The organism is Amycolatopsis sp. NPDC058278, from assembly GCF_042881395.1.
Lineage (GTDB): Bacteria > Actinomycetota > Actinomycetes > Mycobacteriales > Pseudonocardiaceae > Amycolatopsis.
On sequence record NZ_JBHVXZ010000115.1, the window covers coordinates 15,029 to 31,856 of the forward strand.

Consider the following 16,828-nt stretch of genomic DNA (forward strand, 5'->3'; position numbering starts at 1 on the left):
AGCCAGCCGCCGTGTCGACCCTCCAATCACGCGTGTCGACCTTCTGCTCACGCGAGCCGGCCCCTCAAGCACGCGGGGTGCGGGTCAGTAGGGCTCGGGGTGGGGTTCGGCGGCCAGGCGGGGGGCGCGGAGCAGGAGGAGGGAGCGGGACTGGAGCGTCAGCCGGCTCTTGGCTTCGAGGGGGCCCGGGTTCGCCGGGCTGCCGTCCGCGGTGCTCGTGTCGAGGGTCGGTTTGAACGTCTCGCCGTACTCGCGCCCGGGCAGGACGACCTCGCCCGGCGCGTCGCCCGCGTGCAGCCACAGCAGCCACGAGTGGTCGGGCACCAGCGCGCCCTCGCGGTTGCGGGCCTGGCTGTTCGAGCCGTCGATCCACATGCCGAGCGTGTGGCGGTCCTCGAACCAGTCGCTTTCGCCGAACTCCTCGCCGTCCGGGCGGAACCAGACCAGGTCCGGCTTGCCGGTCGGCGTCGTCCGGCCTTCGAAGAACTCCGGCTGCCGCAGCGCCGGGCTGTTCGCGCGCAGCCGCACGACCCGGCGGGCGAACGCGAGCATGGCCTCGGCCTCGGGGTCGTCCGGTGTCCAGTCGAACCACGACGTCTCGTCGTCGAGGCAGTACGCGTTGTTGTTGCCGTGCTGGGTCCGCCAGAACTCGTCGCCCATGGTGAGCATCGGGGTGCCGGTGGACAGCAGCAGCGTGGCGAACATGTTGCGCGCCTGCCGGGTCCGCAGGTCCCGGATCGCCGGGTCCGCCGTGCCGCCCTCGGCGCCGAGGTTCCAGGAGCGGTTGTCGTTGGTGCCGTCGCGGTTGTCCTCGCCGTTGGCCTCGTTGTGCTTTTCGTTGTAGGACACCAGGTCCCGCAACGTGAAGCCGTCGTGCGCGGTGACGAAGTTGATCGACTGCCACGGCCGCCGGAGGTTGTGGTCGTACAGGTCCGACGAACCGGACAGCCGGTAGGCGAGGTCGCGGACGCCGGTCGCGCCGCGCCAGAAGTCACGCACGGTGTCGCGGTAGCGGCCGTTCCACTCCGCCCACTGGGCGCCGAAGCCGCCGACGCGGTAGCCCTCTCCGGTCGCGTCCCACGGCTCGGCGATCAGCTTGCAGCGCGAGAGCACCGGGTCGGTGGTGATCGCGGTGAGCAGCGTCGACGCCGGGTCGAACGCGCCGCCCCGCGGCCGCCCGAGCGTGCTGGCGAGGTCGAACCGGAAGCCGTCGACGCCCATCTCCTGCGTCCAGTACCGCAGCGAGTCGGTGACCAGCCGGACCACGGTCGGCGAGCCGGCCTCCAAGGTATTGCCACAGCCGGTGATGTCGGCCATGTGGCCGCGGTCGGTGTGCAGGTAGTACACCGGCGCGTTCAGCCCGCGGAAGCTCAGCGTCGGCCCGTCCGGGCCGCCCTCGCAGGTGTGGTTGAACACGACGTCGAGGATCACTTCGATGCCGGCCGCGTGCAGCGCGGCCACCATCAGCCGGAACTCCTCGGCCTCGTGGCCCGGTTCGCTGGCGTAGGCGGCGTGCGGGGCGAAGAAGCCGAGCGGCGAGTAACCCCAGTAGTTGTGCCGCCCGGCGCGGACCAGCGACGGCTCGTCGAGGAACGAGTGCACCGGCAGCAGCTCCACCGACGTGACGCCGAGGCGGGTCAGGTACTCGATCGCGACCGGGTGGGCCAGGCCGAGGTAGGTGCCGCGCAGCGCCTCCGGGATGAACGGGTGCTGCTGCGTGAACCCCTTGACGTGCAGCTCGTAGACCACCGCCTCCTCGAACGGGACCTCCGGCTTCGTCCCGGTGTCCGGGCCGCCCGGCGAGGTGACCACCGACAGCGGCACGCTGCCCAGCGAATCCACAGTGGACATCGGCCCGCGCTCCGGGTCGCCGGTGAAGCCCTGGGCGGCGCGCAGGTCGGTGAGCCCGCCGGTGATCTGCCGGGCGTACGGGTCGAGCAGCAGCTTGTGCGGGTTGCACCGCAGGCCGCGGGCCGGGTCGTACGGGCCGTGGACCCGGTAGCCGTAGCGCTGCCCCGGCGTCACCCCGGGCACCAGGCCGTGCCAGACGCCGAAGGTGCGCTCGGTCAGCGCGATCCGGCGTTCCGACCCGTCGGCGTCGATCAGGCACAGCTCGACGGCGTCCGCGACGGCGGACGTGATCGCGAACCGCACCCCGCCGGCCTCGGGGTGGGCTCCGAGCGGAAAGGGGCGACCGGCGAGGACGTGGTCGGCGGAGGGTCGTGTGGCCATTCCTGAATCGTCCCAGATAAGCAGTGGTCCGTGCGCGCCATGACAGAGGAGTTACCGGGAGGCAACCGCCGTCAGGGTGTCGTTCCGGCGATCACGAAGGTGTCCGGGGGCAGGTGGGCGGCCCCACCGTCCACCGTGGCCTCTCCCCAGGTGAGCAGCGACACGGTCGCCCCGAGCGGCAGCGTCACCGGGCCGGGACCGAAGTTGACGGCCAGCCGCAGCCCGCCGCGGTGCAGCACGAGCCAGGACCCGTCCGGCGCGGAGTCGACGCGCAGGTCCGCGACCCACGGGTCGGCCAGCTCGGGCCGCTCCCGGCGCAGCCGGATCAACGCCCGGTACAGCTCCAGCATCTCCCGGTGACCGGGACGCTCCGGCTCGGCCCAGTCCAGCCGCGAGCGTTCGACGGTGGCCGGGTCCATGGGGTCCGGCACGTCCGATTCGCCCCAGCCGTGCCGGGAGAACTCGCGACGGCGGCCCGTGCGGACGGCCTCGGCCAGCTCCGGGTCCGGGAAGGACGCGAAGAACTGCCACGGCGTGCTCGCCGCCCACTCCTCCCCCATGAACACCATCGGCGTGTACGGCGAGCAGAACAGGATCGCCGCGCCGCAGGCCAGCCGGCCCGGGGCGACCGTCGCGGACAGCCGGTCGCCGGTCGCGCGGTTGCCGATCTGGTCGTGGTTCTGCAGGTACCCGAGGAAGCGGTGGCCGGGCACGGTCCGCGTGTCGACCGGGCGGCCGTGGGTCCGCTCCCGGAAGGACGACCACGTGCCCGCGTGGAAGAACACCTCGCGCAGCACCCGCTCGAGCGCGTCCGGCGCGGCGAAGTCCGTGTAGTACCCCGTCGTCTCGCCGGTCAGCTTGACGTGCAGGACGTGGTGCAGGTCGTCCGACCACTGGGCGTGCAGGCCGTAGCCGCCGCGCTCGCGGGGCGTGACCAGCCGCGGGTCGTTGAGGTCGGATTCGGCGATCAGGGTCAGCGGCCGGTTCAGCGCCGCCGACAGCGCGTCGACCTCGGTGGCGAGCTGTTCGAGCAGGTGGACGGCCCGCCGGTCGAGCAACGCGTGCACGGCGTCCAGGCGCAGCGCGTCGATGTGGAAGTCGCGCAGCCAGCTCAGCGCGTTGTCGATCACGTACCGGCGGACCTCGTCGGAGCCGGGGCCGTCGAGGTTGAGGCCGGGGCCCCAGTCGTTCTGCCCGGCGAAGTACGGCCCGAACTTGTCGAGGTAGGCGCCGGACGGCCCGAGGTGGTTGTAGACGACGTCGAGCACGACGGCCAGGCCGCGCGCGTGGGCCGCGTCGACGAACCGCTTGAGCCCGTCCGGGCCCCCGTAGGGCTCGTGGACCGCGCCCCAGAGGACGCCGTCGTAGCCCCAGCCGGCGGTGCCGTCGAAGGCGTTGACCGGCAGCAGCTCGACGTGCGTGATGCCGAGGTCGACGAGGTGGTCGAGCCGCTCGATGGCCGCGTCGAAGGTGCCGCCCCCGGTGAAGGTGCCGACGTGCAGTTCGTAGAGGACGGCGCCGGGCAGCTGGCGCCCGGTCCAGGCGTCGTCGGTCCAGGCGAACTCGCCGTGGTCGTAGACGCGCGACTCCGCGTGGACGCCGTGCGGCTGCCACCGCGACCGGGGGTCGGGCAGCGGCTTTTCGTCGTCGAGCAGGAAGGCGTAGTTGATGCCTTCGGCCTCGGCGTGCCACCAGCCGTCGTCGCCCGCGGTCATCTCGTGCACGCCGGCGTCGACGCTCACCCGGACCCGGCGGGCCGAAGGGGCCCACACGCTGAACTTCATGCCTCTCCTCGCACCAGCAACGCGACGGGGTACCGCTCGAACAGGGTGGCCAGGTCGCCGGTGACCTCCCGGCCGGTCAGGACGTCGGTCCAGACGCCGGCGGGCAGCGGGAGGACCGTGTCGCGCCAGCCGCCGTCGGCCTCGAGGCCGACGGGCAGCCGGGTCACCGCCACGGCGAGGTCGGGGCTGCGCGTGTAGGCCAGGCAGTGGGCCGCCGCGGCGCCTTCGGCCCGCAGCGGCCGGTAGCCGCGGAACAGCGCCGGGTGCTCGCGGCGCAGCCGCAGTGCCTTGTGGACGACCAGGAGCTTCGCCGCGCCGGAAGCGTCGATCTCCGGCAGCTCGCCGTCGGCGATCCGGGCCAGCAGTTCGCGGCGCGCGGGGTAGTCGACCGGACGGCGGTTGTCCGGGTCGACCAGCGAGAAGTCCCACAGCTCGGTGCCCTGGTAGACGTCCGGGACGCCGGGCGCGGTCAGCTGGACGAGCTTCTGGCCGAGCGAGTTCGCGTAACCCGGCCCCTCGATGCGCTTCACGAACGCCTCGACGTCCGCCGCGAGCTCCGCGTCGTTCACGACGTCTTCGGGCCACGCGGCGACATCGGCCTCGAAGGCCTCGTCGTGGTCGGTCCAGCTGGTCCGGAGCTTGGCTTCCTTGGCCGCCTTGTCGAGGTAGTCCCGCAGCCGGGCCGGCTCGATCGGCCAGGTCGACACCAGCGTCTGCCAGGCGAGCAGGTTGAGCGAAGGCTCGTCGATCCCGCGCCGGGCGGTCCACCGCCGGACGGCCTGGGCGAACTCGCCGGGGACTTCGGCCAGCACCGCCATCCGGGCGCGGGTGTCCTCGGAGCGCTTCGTGTCGTGCGTGGTCAGCGTCGTCATCGCCGCCGGGTAGCCGGCCTCGCGCTCGGCGGCCAGCCGGTGGAACTCCTCGACGCCGAGGCCGAACCGGTCCGGGTTGCCGCCGACCTCGTTGAGCGCGGCGAAGCGCGTGTAGCGGTAGAAGGTCGTGTCCTCGGTGCCCTTCGCCACGACCATGCCGGACGTCTGCTGGAGCCGGGTGGCCAGCTCACTGCCGGGGTTCTTGCGCACGACGGCGTCGAGCATCGTCAGCGGCTCGGCGAGGTCGGGCCGGGCGCGGCGGGCGCCGTCGATCGCGGCCGCCCAGTGCGCCGCTCCCTCCGGGAGGTAGGAGCGGTAGACGGGGAAGGCGATCATGGTCTCGGCGACCGCCTGCCGCGCCGCTTCGGGATCGACCTGGGGCAGCAGCGCCGCGATCCGCCGGACCTCGGCGACCAGGATGCGGTCGGTGACCAGGCGCCGGGCCTCGGCCTCGACGCGGTGGTAGCCGGTCTTCACGCCCAGCTCGTTCGCCAGCACGGTGAAGTCGGGCTCGCCCGCCGGGTCGATGAAGACGCCGGCGATCTCGCGCAGCGCGTCGTAGCCGGTGGTGCCGTCGACCGGCCAGCTCTGCGGCAGCGGCTCGCCCGGGTGCAGGATCTTCTCGGCCACGATCCACGCGTCCGGCGCGTTCTCCCGCAGCCGCCGGAAGTAGCCGCCCGGGTCGGCGAGGCCGTCCGGGTGGTCGACGCGCAGGCCGGTGACGTCGCCGTCGGCGACCCAGCGCAGCACCTCGCCGTGCGTCTCGGCGAACACCTTCGGGTCTTCGACGCGGACCGCGGCCAACGTCGTGATGTCGAAGAACCGGCGGTAGTTCAGCTCGGCGTTGCCGCGGCGCCAGCCGATCAGGCGGTAGTGCTGGCGCTCGTGGATCTCCTGCGGCGTCCCGGTGTCCGTGCCGGGGGCGATCGGGAACCGGTGGTCGTAGTAGACCAGCTCGTCGCCCTCGACCGAGAGTTCCCCGATCGCGTCGTCGTCGCCGAGGACCGGCAGCAGGAGCGGGCCGCGGTCCCAGTCGATGTCGAAGAAGGACGCGTACTCGGAGCCGCGGCCGTGCTTCAGCACGTCCCACCACCAGCGGTTCGCCTTCGGCACCTCGACCGACATGTGGTTCGGCACGATGTCGACCACCAGGCCCAGTCCCAGCTCCTTCAGCAGCGCGGCGAGCTCCTGGCGCGCCCCCTCGCCGCCGAGCGCCGGCCGCGCGCGCGTCGGGTCGACGACGTCGTAGCCGTGCGTCGAGCCCGGCGCCGCGTCCAGCACCGGCGACGCGTACAGCGCGCCGATGCCGAGGTCGCGCAGGTAGCCGGCGATGCCGGCCGCGTCGGCGAAGGTGAACTCCGGGCGCAGCTGCACCCGGTAGGTCGACTCCGGCACCGTCATTCGGCTTCCGTCTCCGTCCGTTGCAGCACGATCAGGGACCGGGCGGGGAGGGTGAGCCGGCCGCCGCCTTCGATCGGCTTCGCGTCGGCGGGCTCCACCTCCCCGGTCGCGGTGTCGACCACGACGGTCCAGCTCTCCCCGTAGCCGTTGCCCGGGAGCGTGGCGTCGATGTCCTCGTAGTGGGCGTTGAAGGCGAGCAGGAACGAGTCGTCCTCGACCTTCATCCCGCGCTGGTCGAGGTCCGGGATGGCCTGGCCGTTGAGGAAGACGACGACCGCCTTGCCGAAGCCGTCGTCCCAGTTCTGCTCGGTCATCTCCTCGCCGGCCGGGGTGAACCAGGCGATGTCGCCGAGCTTGTCGCCCTTGCCGACCGGACCGCCCTGGAAGAAGCGGCGGCGGCGGAAGACCGGGTGCCGGTGCCGGAGCGCGCCCAGCCCGCCGGTGAACTTCACCAGGTCCGCGTTCTCCTTGGCCAGTTCCCAGTCCATCCAGGACAGCTCGGAGTCCTGGCAGTAGACGTTGTTGTTGCCCTGCTGGGTGCGGCCGAATTCGTCGCCGTGCAGGATCATCGGGATGCCCTGCGACAGCATCAGCGTGGCCAGCATGTTCCGCTGCTGACGGGCGCGCAGGTCGAGGACCTCGGGGTCGTCGGTCTCGCCCTCGACGCCGCAGTTCCACGACCGGTTGTCGTCGGCGCCGTCGCGGCCGTCCTCGCCGTTGGCCTCGTTGTGCTTTTCGTTGTAGGACACCAGGTCCCGCAGCGTGAAGCCGTCGTGCGCGGTGACGAAGTTGATCGACGCGAACGGGCGGCGGCCGTCGTCCTGGTAGAGGTCCGACGAGCCGGTGATCCGGGAGGCGAACTCGCCCAGCGTGGAGGGCTCGCCGCGCCAGAAGTCGCGGACGGTGTCGCGGAACTGCCCGTTCCACTCCGTCCACAGGGGCGGGAAGTTGCCGACCTGGTAGCCACCGGGGCCGACGTCCCACGGTTCGGCGATCAGCTTCACCTGGCTGACGATCGGGTCCTGCTGCACCAGGTCGAAGAACGTCGACAGCCGGTCGACGTCGTAGAACTCGCGCGCCAGCGCCGAGGCGAGGTCGAACCGGAAGCCGTCGACGTGCATCTCCGTCACCCAGTACCGCAGCGAGTCCATGATCAGCTGCAGGGTGTGCGGGTTGCGCACGTTCAGCGAGTTCCCGGTGCCGGTGTAGTCCATGTAGTACTCGGGCTCCCCCTCGACCAGCCGGTAGTAGGCCTCGTTGTCGATGCCGCGCATCGACAGGGTCGGCCCGAGGTGGTTGCCCTCGGCGGTGTGGTTGTAAACCACGTCGAGGATCACTTCGATGCCCGCTTCGTGGAAGGCCTTGACCATGCCCTTGAACTCCTGGACCTGGCCGCCCTCGCCGGGCATCGCCGAGTAGGAGTCGTGCGGCGCGAAGTACCCGATCGTGTTGTAGCCCCAGTAGTTCGTCAGGCCCTTCCCGTCGAGGCCGTGGTCGGTGACGAACTGGTGCACCGGCAGCAGTTCGACGGCGGTCACGCCGAGTTTCTGCAGGTGCTCGACGACGGCGGGGTGCGCGAGGCCGGCGTACGTGCCCCGCAGCGCTTCGGGCACGAACGGGTGATGCACGGTCATGCCCTTGACGTGGGCCTCGTAGATGACCGTCTCGTTGTACGGCCGCTTCGGCTGCCGGTCGTTGCCCCAGTCGAAGAACGGGTTCGCCACCAGCGAATACGGCACGCGGCCGGCGCTGTCGTCGTCGTTGCGCTCGTCCGGGTTGTCGAACTGGTAGCCGAACAGCGACTCGTCCCACTTCACGCCGTGCGAGACGGCTTTCGCGTACGGGTCGATGAGCAGCTTGTTCGGGTTGCAGCGCAGCCCGCGTTTCGGGTCGTACGGGCCGTGCACGCGGAACCCGTAGCGCTGCCCGGGGCCGACGTTGAGCAGGTAGCCGTGGTGGACGAAGCCGTCCACCTCTTCGAGCGCGTACCGCGTCTCCTTGCCCTCGGCGTCGAACAGGCACAGTTCGACGCGCTCGGCCACCTCGGAGAACAGGGCGAAGTTCGTCCCGACTCCGTCGTAGGTGGCGCCGAGCGGGTAGGGCGTTCCGGGCCAGGGCCGCACTGGGTTTCTCCTCGAGCTTGGGTCGTGCCGGTGGCGTCCGCGTATCACCGGGGGTCGCGCGCGCCGGTGTGGTCGTTACCGGGGCAGCGGACGGGCCGCCGCCAGCGGTGCGACCGCAGCGCGGACCCCCTGCGCGGTGAAGAAGCCGTCCACGCTGACGGGCAGGCGAATCCGCCAGTTAGGGTACTGGTCGACGGTTCCGGGCAGATTCGGCTGCCGCACCTGGCCCGCCACGTCGGCCGGCGAGGTCAGCACGAGCCGCGACGCGGCCTTCGCGAGCAGGGTGTGCAGCGCGACGACCGGGTCGTCGTCCGGAATCCCTTCCCGCGCAACGAGTTCCAGCAGCGCTCGGCGCTCCGCGGCGGCCGCCTCTTCCTCGGCTTCGACCCCGCGGTCCAGCAGGCCGAGCTCGGCCCGGACCCGGACGTGCTCGCCCTTCAGCCAGCCCGGGACCGTCGGCAGGTCGTGGGTGGAGATGCTGGCCATGGCGTCCGGGTCCCAGCTGTCCGGCCGCGTGAACGGCTGGCCGGGCGCGTCCCAGTCGCGCTCGAACCACAGCACGGCCGAGCTGAGCATCCCCCGTTCGTGCATGGTTTCGGTGACGACCTCCTCGACCGTCCCGAGGTCCTCCCCCACGACGACGGCGCCGGCGCGGTGCGCTTCGAGCGCGAGCACGCCGACCATCGCTTCGGCGTCGTAGTGGACGTACGTGCCGCGGTGCGCGGGCTCGCCCGGCGGGATCCACCAGAGCCGCCACAGGCCGGCGATGTGGTCGACGCGGATGCCGTCGGCGAAGCGGAGGACGCCCCGGATGACGTCCCGGAACGGCGCGTACCCGGCCTCGGCGAGCTTGTCCGGCCGCCACGGCGGCAGGTTCCAGTCCTGTCCCTGCTGGTTGAAGGCGTCGGGCGGAGCGCCGACCCGCACGTCGGCGGCGAAGACGTCCCGGACGGCCCACGTGTCGGCCCCACCGGGGTGCACGCCGACCGGCAGGTCGTGCACGATCCCGACGGTCATCCCGGCCTCGCGGGCGGCCGTGCGCGCTGCTTCCAGCTGGACCCGGCAGAGGTGCTGAAGCCACGCGTGGAAGGCGACGCGGTCTTCGAGCTCTTCGCGCGCCTTCGCGGTGGCCGGTCCGGCCGGGTCGTGCAGGTCCTCCGGCCAGTCCCGCCAGTCGGCGCCGTGCTGCTCGGCGAGGGCGCAGAAGAGGGCGAAGTCGAGCAGGTCGCGGTCCTCGGGCACCGCTTCGACGCGGTGCGGCCAGAGCAGCTCGAGCGCGGCCCGCTTGGCGGTCCAGACGGCGTCGTAGTCGATCAGTTCGCCTTCGCGGTCCGGCGCCAGGGACTCGACGGCCGCCCGGGTCGCCGCATCGGCCTGTTCGAACGTCTCGGTGGCGGTGACGCGCAGGTAGACCGGGTTGGCGAACCGCCGGCTGGCGGGCGAATACGGCGACCGTTCGATCGGATGAGCGGGGCTGATCGCCTGCACCGGGTTCACCAGCAGCACGCCGGCGTCCAGCTCGGAGGCCGACCGGGCGGCGAAGGTGGCGAGGTCGGCGTAGTCGCCGATGCCCCAGGACCCGGCCGAGTGCAGGGCGTAGAGCTGCAGCATCCACCCCCAGGCGGGCCGGACTCGCGGCAGCTTCGCCGGCACCACGGCCAGCACGACGTCCTGGTCGGCGGTGACGACCCGGTGCCACCCGAGCGGCAGGTCCGCGGGCAGCCGGCCCTCCGCCCGCCGCCGCGTCCCGTCTTCGAGGACGACCTCGGCATCGACACCCAGTGCCTTGCCGGTGCCCTCCCGCACGACGATGGTCGGCGGCAGCGCGGCCGGCGCTTCCCGCACGGCGCTCAGAGCGGCGGCGATGGCCTGGTCACCGGTCGCGTCGACACCGAACTGTCCGAGGACGGCGACGACGACGTCGTCGTCCACGTCGACCCAGACCCGATCGGCGTTCTGGTACCGGGTGGCGACCCCGTGGAGGTCGGCGAGCTCGTGCAGGGCGCTGCGGGCGGGGATCTCTTCGGGCACGGGACCAGCATTCCGGTGCCCGGCCGTTCCCGCCATCTGCGCGAGCTACGTCACCCCGGCGCTTCCGGGTTCCGGCCGGCACCGCCACCCCCGCCGAGCCCGATCACGGCCGCACCTCCTCGCGCTTCCCGAACAGCTCCTCCCAGACCGGCCCGGCGAACAGCCAGATCGCCGAGACGGTGCCCAGCCGCGGGAACCAGCCCCAGAGCGGCGCCACCCGCGCCGGCTCGCCGATCGCGAAGATCGCCACCAGCAGGGCCACCGCGGCGAGCCCGCAGGCCAGCAGGCACTTGCCCCACTCGCGCCACTCGTGACGCGCCCGTTCCCGCCCCTGCCGCTTCGGCGGTGGCGGCGGCCCGTGGGCGAACCGGTGGGCGAACCGCTCATCGGCCCACCGGACCATGCTCGGCCCGAACACGACGCTGAAGCCGAGGTAGACCGCCGCGAGCCCGTGCGTGAACCCCGGCTTGCCCCCGGCGGACAGGTCGAGCACGGTCGCCACCAGCACCACGACGTCGACCAGCGGCACCGCGGCCAGCAGCACCGCCGACACGCGCCGCGCGCGCAGCACGTAGCGCACCGCCAGCCCGGCCACGATGAACACCCAGAACCCGATCTCGCCCGCCGCGATGACGGCGGCCATCGGGTTCTCCGCCAAGAACTTCCCGATCTCTTCCACGCCGCCACGCTCCCGCGCCCGTGCCGACGGCCGCGTCGGCGGACGGGGGGACCGGGCGTCATCACTTCGTAGGACGCGGGCCCGGCGCGCGGTGTGCTGGGATGACCGGGTGCCCCTCCCCCGCCTGCGCTCGCTCCCGGTGTGGCAGCAGGACGGCCTGATCGCGCTGGCCACCTGGCTGATCGGGTTCCTCGTCTACGCGACCGGCCTCCACCGGCTCGTCACGGCGTACGACCACGCCCCGCTGGGGGTGCGGCTGCTGGAGCTGTCCGCGTTGTGCGGGCTCGAGCTGCTCCGCCGGCGGGTGCCCCTCGCGCTGGTCCTGGCCACGGTGGTGCTCGCGGTGGACGTCCGGCTCGGCCCGTCGCTGCCGGTGATGATCGTCTACACCGACTTCCTGTACGCGGCGACGCTCTACGGCTCCCGCCGCACGAGCCGGGTGATGATCGGCCTCGCCGCGGTCGCGGTGGTGGGCGTGCTCGCCGCGATGCTGGTGATCGCGAAGGAGTGGCGGACGGCGGTGCTGGCCGCGGTCGGCGTGCTGCCGTTCGTCATCACGCCGGTGTGGTGGGCGGCGAACGTCCGCCAGCAGCGCGACATCGCCGAAACCGAGCGCGCCAACGCCGGGCAGCTGGCGAAGATCGCGGAACTGGACCGGCGGGCGGCGGTCGCCGCCGAACGCGGGCGGATGGCCCGCGACCTGCACGACGTGATCGCCGGGCACCTCTCGGCCATCGCCATCCAGTCGGAGGCGGCGCTGTCGCTGCCCGATCCGAAACTGGCGAAGGCGGTGCTGGAATCGGTGCGGGAGAACAGTGTCAGCGCCCTGGAGGAGATGCGCGCGATGATCGGGCTGCTCAAGGCCGACGGCGGGGCCGCGGAGACGACCGCGCCCGCCCGGCTGGCGGACCTGGCCAAGCTGGTGGAGTCGGCCAGGGCCAGCGGGCTGGAGGTGCACGTCGAGTCCACTGTGGACTCACGGGTGCCGCTGCCGGCGGCGGTCGACCTGACGGCGTACCGGATCGCACAGGAGGCCCTGACCAACGCCGCGAAGCACGCCCCGGGTGGGCGCGTGGACGTCGCCGTCCACTGCCTCGACGGCGTCCTCGCGGTGGAGGTCCGCAACGACGTCCGCACACCGCTCCCCGCGGCCGGCAGCGGAACGGGCCTGCTGAACATGCGCGAACGCGCCGACGCGGTGGGCGGCGACCTCACCGCGGGCCCGGCGGACGGCGGCTGGCTGGTCCGCGCGGAACTGCCGACGGGCGGGGCGCTGTGACAACCGGAGCCTCACCCCAGGCCGATGGCTTCGCCACCCGGGACCCCCGAAGGCCCCCTGTGACAACCGGGACTCCGCCCCGAGCCAGGGGCTTCGCCACCCGGACCCCCGGAGGCCCGAGATGACCGTCCGCGTCCTGGTCGCCGACGACCACAGCGCCATCCGCTTCGGCCTGACCACCATCCTCGGCCACGCCGAGGGCATCGAGGTCGTCGGCGAGGCCGCTGACGGCGCCGCCGCCGTCCGGCAAGCGCGGGCGCTGCGGCCGGACGTCACCCTGATGGACATCCGGATGCCGGGCACCGACGGCACCGCCGCCACCCGGGAGCTGGTGTCCGCGGGGCTCACGCAGGTGCTCGTGCTGACCACGTTCGACCTCGACGAGTACGTGCACGGCGCGCTGCGGGCCGGGGCGGCCGGCTTCCTGCTCAAGTCGGTCGAAGCGCCCCGGCTGATCGAAGCCGTGAAGCTGGTCGCGGCCGGCGACGGCGTGCTCGCCCCGCAGGTCACGCGGCGGCTGATCACCGCGTTCGCCGCGTCGGCCCGGGACCGGGCACCCCTCCCGCGCGGCCTCGGCGACCTCACCGACCGCGAGCGTGAGGTGCTCGCCTGCCTGGGTGAGGGCCTGTCCAACGCCCGGATCGGTGCCCGGCTGTACATCGGCGAGGCGACGGTGAAGACGCACGTCTCGCGCGTGCTGGCCAAGCTCGGCCTGCGCTCGCGCGTGCAGGCCGCGATCCTCGCCCAGGAGAACGGCCTGACCACGGCCGATCTGCGGAAAGACCCGTGACCTTCTAACTTCTCCTCATGGGTGAGCGGCGAACGCTGAACGTGGACGAGGTCCTGGCCCGCCAGGACTCCGGGGAGCTCAAACGGCGGCTGCGCGGGCGCGACCTGATCGGGTTCGGCGTGGGGATCATCATCGGCACCGGCATCTTCACCTTGGCGGGTGTCGAGGCGAAGACCCACGCGGGACCGGCCGTGACGCTGTCGTTCGTGCTCGGCGCGGTCGTCGCGGGGCTCGCGGCGCTGTGCTACGCCGAGCTCGCCTCCAGCGTCCCGACGGCGGGAAGCGCCTACACCTACGCCTTCGCCACCCTCGGCGAGGTGTTCGCGTGGATCATCGGCTGGGACCTGCTGCTGGAGTTCGCGCTCGGCGCCGCCGTGGTGTCGCGGGGCTGGTCGGGGTACCTGGCGAACCTGCTCGGCCTGTCACCGGAGTGGTTCGGCGAAGACGCGAAGGTCAACATCGGCGCGGTGCTGATCATCGCCGTGCTGACCGTCGTCGCCGTGCTGGGCATCAAGGAGTCGGCCTGGCTGACCAACCTGCTGGTGTGCGTCAAGGTCGCGGTGTGCGTGCTGGTGCTCGCGGTCGGCTTGTTCTTCGTCAAGGGCGCGAACCTGACGCCGTTCATCCCGCCGGCGAAGGCACCCGAGGCCGGCACGACGGTGCTGGAACAACCGGTGGTCCAGGCGGCGCTGGGGCTGGAGCAGTCGGTCTACGGCCTCGCCGGGATGATCACCGCGGCCGCCGTGGTCTTCTTCGCCTACACCGGTTTCGAGGCGCTCGCGAACCTCGGCGAGGAGACGCTGAACCCGCGCAAGGACCTGCGCGTCGGCATCCTCGGGGCGCTGGGCGTCTGCGCGCTCCTCTACATCGGCGTCTCGATCGTGCTGACCGGCATGATCCCGTTCACCGACATCGACACGGGCGCGCCGCTGGCCGACGCGTTCGACCGGGTCGGCCAGCACTGGGTGGGCGCGCTGATCTCGCTCGGCGCGGTGACCGGGCTGACGTCGGTGATGATGGTCGAGCTGGTCACGATCGGGCGGATCGGGTTCGCCATGGGCCGCGACGGCCTGTTGCCGACGGCGCTCGGCACCGCGCACCCGCGCTGGGGCACCCCGCACCGGATGACCATCGGCGGCGCCGGCCTGATCGCCGTGCTGGCCGCGTTCATCCCGATTTCGGAGCTGGCCGACATGGTCAGCATCGGCGCGCTGTCGGCGATGATCATCGTGGCCGTGGCGGTCCCGGTGCTGCGCCGCCGCCGTCCCGACCTCGACCGGCCGTTCAAGGTGCCGTTCTCCCCGGCGATCCCGGTCGTGGCCGCGCTGGCGTGCCTGTACCTGATGCTCAACTTGAACGTGCTGACGTGGCTCCGGTTCGCCGCGTGGCTGGTGATCGGCCTGGTGATCTACTTCGCCTACGGCCGCCGCCACTCCCGCTTCGCGGTGGGGACGCCGGTCAGTCCCAAAAGGACGGAGTGAGCCCGGCGGTGCGCGCCGCCGCGCGGACCACGCCGGCTTGGTCGGCGTCGACGACCACGAGCACGCCGAGGCCGGCCAGCGCCGCCGTCACCCATTCGACCGGCTGGTCGTGGCGGCCGACGTCGCCGAGGGACGGATAAGTGTCCACAACGGACAGCAACGTGCCCTCGGCGCCGATCCGGATGCCCGCCAGGAGCACGAAATGGCCGCCGGGCGGGCGCCAGCGGGACGTCCACAATGGCGGGACGCCGGTGTCGAGGTAGTCGAGCAGCGCGCGTTCCGGGGTGTCGTGGGCGCCGAGCTCGGCGCCGTCGATCCGGGCGAGCACCGCCACGCGCGGGACGTCCCACAGCCCGACGAGCAGGTCGAACAGGGCTTCGGTGGTCCACTCCCCCGTCACCGGCACGGCCGTGAGGGCACCCCGCGAGAGCGACCCGACGGCCGCGGCCAGCCCGGAAACCCGCGTGCCGGCCGCGGCCGGGTCGTCGACGACCGGCAGCGGCAGCCGGAAGTCGTGGCGGCCCGGCTCGCCCGGCGGGCGCACGGCCGGACCCCGGACCGTGCCCGCGGCCGCCGCGACGGCGTCCTGATCGGCCACGTCGAGCCCGGCCGCCCGCAGCGCGGCGAGCCCGCAGAACGCCGCGGCCAGTCCGTCCTTCTGGGGCAGTTCCGCCTGGGCCACCGCGGCCAGCCGGGCGCCGCCCGGCAGCCACCGCACCCCGGACAGGTCGAGCTGCCCGCCGTCGATCCCCGAAGACATCGGTCCTCTCAGAACCTCGTTCAGCCGTCGGCCGGCGCGAGTGTCACCACAGGCGGGCGGCCGGCGGGTCCGTAGCGCCGTCCTGGCCAGAATAAGGTTCTCAGTAGCGCCAAAGGTGGGCGGCGACGATCTCGTCGGCCGTGCGTTCGGCCGCCCACGCCGCGTCGGAGGCCCGGACGGCGCGGAAGGCGCCCAGCAGCTCGGCACCGAGCACGCCGGCGATCCGCGGCGACGCCACGAGCGCGGCGTCCTGTTCGGCGGGGTTCGCCGGCAGCCGGCACACCCCGCGGGCCTCCCGGTCTCCGTCCGTCCAGCCGCCCGGGTCTTCGCCGATCGGCTCGGGCAGCGCGGGCGCGTCCTCGATGCCGGCCATCCCCGCGGCGAGCACCACGGCCAGCGCGAGGTACGGGTTGGCCGAGGCGTCGGACGTCTTGAGCTCGACGTTCGCGTGGCCCTCGCCCAGCAGGGCCGAGCCGGGGACGTACCGCAGCGGCGCCTCCCGGTTCTCGACGCCCCAGAACGCGTACGCGCCCGCGAAGTAGCCGGGCCGCAGCCGCAGCGTCGAAGGGACGCTCGGCGCGGTGATCGCGGTCAGGGCCGGCAGGTCGCGCAGCAGCCCGGCGAGGTAGCCGGCGCCGTCCCCGTCCGGGCGCCCGTCACCGTCGAGCAGGTTGCGCCCCTTGCGGCGGACGGAGGTGTGCAGGTGCCACCCGTTGCCGGCGGCGCCGAGACCGATCAGCGGCGCGAAGCTGACGGCGAGACCGTGCACGCGCGCGGCGGCGTGGATGGTCTGCCGGGCGAGCAGCTGGTCATCGGCGGCGGAGACGGGATCGGTGGCGGCCAGCGACAGCTCGAGCTGCGCGACGCCGTACTCGGCGTGCAGCTGGCCGATCCGCAGGCCGTTGGCCGCGAAGTCGTGCAGGAGGGCCCCGACGAAGCCGTCGAGCCCGACGAGGGCGTGCGGGCTGTAGGCGGGCCCGGGGTGCCCGGGGGCGGCCAGGACGTCGGCGCTGCCGGCGGGAGCGACGGCAAACTCCAGCTCGTAGCCGGCCCGGAATTCGAGCCCGCGCTTCTCGGCCTCGGCAACCTGCGCTTCGAGGACGGCACGCTGGCAGTAGGGCCAGGGATCGCCGTCCCGGGTGAGCTGCCGCACGGGCGCCCAGGCGAGCGCGGGCTGCCCGGCGAGCCGCCGCAGCCGCTCGACGACGGGCACGAGCCGGATGTCCCCGGAGGGCGTGCCGAGGTTCTCGTGCCGGTAGGTGATCGAGTCATGGGTGTCGAAGACGGCGAAGAGCGAGGTCGCCCCGACACCGCGAGTGGCGGCATCGGCCAGCCCGCCGACGGGCACGATCCGCGAGCGCGGGATGCCGTTGTTGTCCGCCCAGGCAAGGTGCTG

11 protein-coding genes are annotated in these 16,828 nt (G+C 72.9%); 3 read left to right on the plus strand and 8 right to left on the minus strand.

Translation table 11 applies throughout. The features are described from left to right. Positions 1–84: 84 nt before the first annotated feature. The 6 genes from glgX (ACFVYA_RS39375) to ACFVYA_RS39400 all read right to left on the minus strand — a co-directional run bounded on the left by glgX (ACFVYA_RS39375) (position 85) and on the right by ACFVYA_RS39400 (position 11,122). On the minus strand, positions 85–2,232 hold the full coding sequence (gene glgX, locus ACFVYA_RS39375) for a glycogen debranching protein GlgX (protein ID WP_387052316.1): 2,148 nt from the start codon (positions 2,230–2,232) through the stop codon (positions 85–87). A gap of 71 nt (positions 2,233–2,303) precedes the next feature. After that, complete coding sequence (treZ, locus tag ACFVYA_RS39380) at positions 2,304–4,016, minus strand: malto-oligosyltrehalose trehalohydrolase (RefSeq protein WP_387052318.1); 1,713 nt, start codon at positions 4,014–4,016, stop codon at positions 2,304–2,306. After that, a complete protein-coding gene (gene treY / locus ACFVYA_RS39385) occupies positions 4,013–6,289 on the minus strand; it encodes a malto-oligosyltrehalose synthase (RefSeq protein ID WP_387052320.1) in 2,277 nt (758 codons plus the stop codon). Before treY ends, treZ begins: the two co-directional genes overlap by 4 nt. After that, positions 6,286–8,412: a glycogen debranching protein GlgX gene (glgX, locus tag ACFVYA_RS39390; RefSeq protein WP_285989867.1), complete on the minus strand. Its 2,127-nt coding sequence runs from the start codon at positions 8,410–8,412 to the stop codon at positions 6,286–6,288. Before glgX (ACFVYA_RS39390) ends, treY begins: the two co-directional genes overlap by 4 nt. A gap of 75 nt (positions 8,413–8,487) precedes the next feature. Then, entirely contained in the window at positions 8,488–10,443 is a 1,956-nt protein-coding gene (gene malQ / locus ACFVYA_RS39395) for a 4-alpha-glucanotransferase (protein ID WP_387052323.1), read from the minus strand. 103 nt (positions 10,444–10,546) lie between these two features. Beyond that, positions 10,547–11,122, minus strand: a complete 576-nt coding sequence (locus tag ACFVYA_RS39400) for a hypothetical protein (RefSeq protein ID WP_285989865.1) — start codon at positions 11,120–11,122, stop codon at positions 10,547–10,549. Between the two features lie 109 nt (positions 11,123–11,231). On the opposite strand from ACFVYA_RS39400, the gene ACFVYA_RS39405 reads away from it, so the two are divergent. From ACFVYA_RS39405 to ACFVYA_RS39415, 3 genes are all read left to right on the plus strand, one after another. Then, positions 11,232–12,401, plus strand: a complete 1,170-nt coding sequence (locus ACFVYA_RS39405) for a sensor histidine kinase (RefSeq protein ID WP_387052325.1) — start codon at positions 11,232–11,234, stop codon at positions 12,399–12,401. A gap of 121 nt (positions 12,402–12,522) precedes the next feature. Beyond that, the gene (locus ACFVYA_RS39410; protein WP_387052328.1) at positions 12,523–13,191 is read left to right on the plus strand and encodes a response regulator; all 669 of its coding nucleotides are present in this window, start codon (positions 12,523–12,525) and stop codon (positions 13,189–13,191) included. Positions 13,192–13,208: 17 nt separating this feature from the next. Then, positions 13,209–14,672, plus strand: a complete 1,464-nt coding sequence (locus tag ACFVYA_RS39415) for an amino acid permease (protein ID WP_387052330.1) — start codon at positions 13,209–13,211, stop codon at positions 14,670–14,672. Here ACFVYA_RS39415 and ACFVYA_RS39420 read toward each other — a convergent pair. Both ACFVYA_RS39420 and ACFVYA_RS39425 read right to left on the minus strand, forming a co-directional pair. Further along, positions 14,650–15,432: a DUF6885 family protein gene (locus tag ACFVYA_RS39420; protein ID WP_387052332.1), complete on the minus strand. Its 783-nt coding sequence runs from the start codon at positions 15,430–15,432 to the stop codon at positions 14,650–14,652. The genes ACFVYA_RS39415 and ACFVYA_RS39420 overlap by 23 nt on opposite strands. A 100-nt stretch (positions 15,433–15,532) precedes the next feature. Continuing rightward, positions 15,533–16,828 (minus strand): glutamine synthetase (locus tag ACFVYA_RS39425; protein ID WP_387052334.1); only part of this gene is annotated, 1,296 nt, incomplete at its 5' end.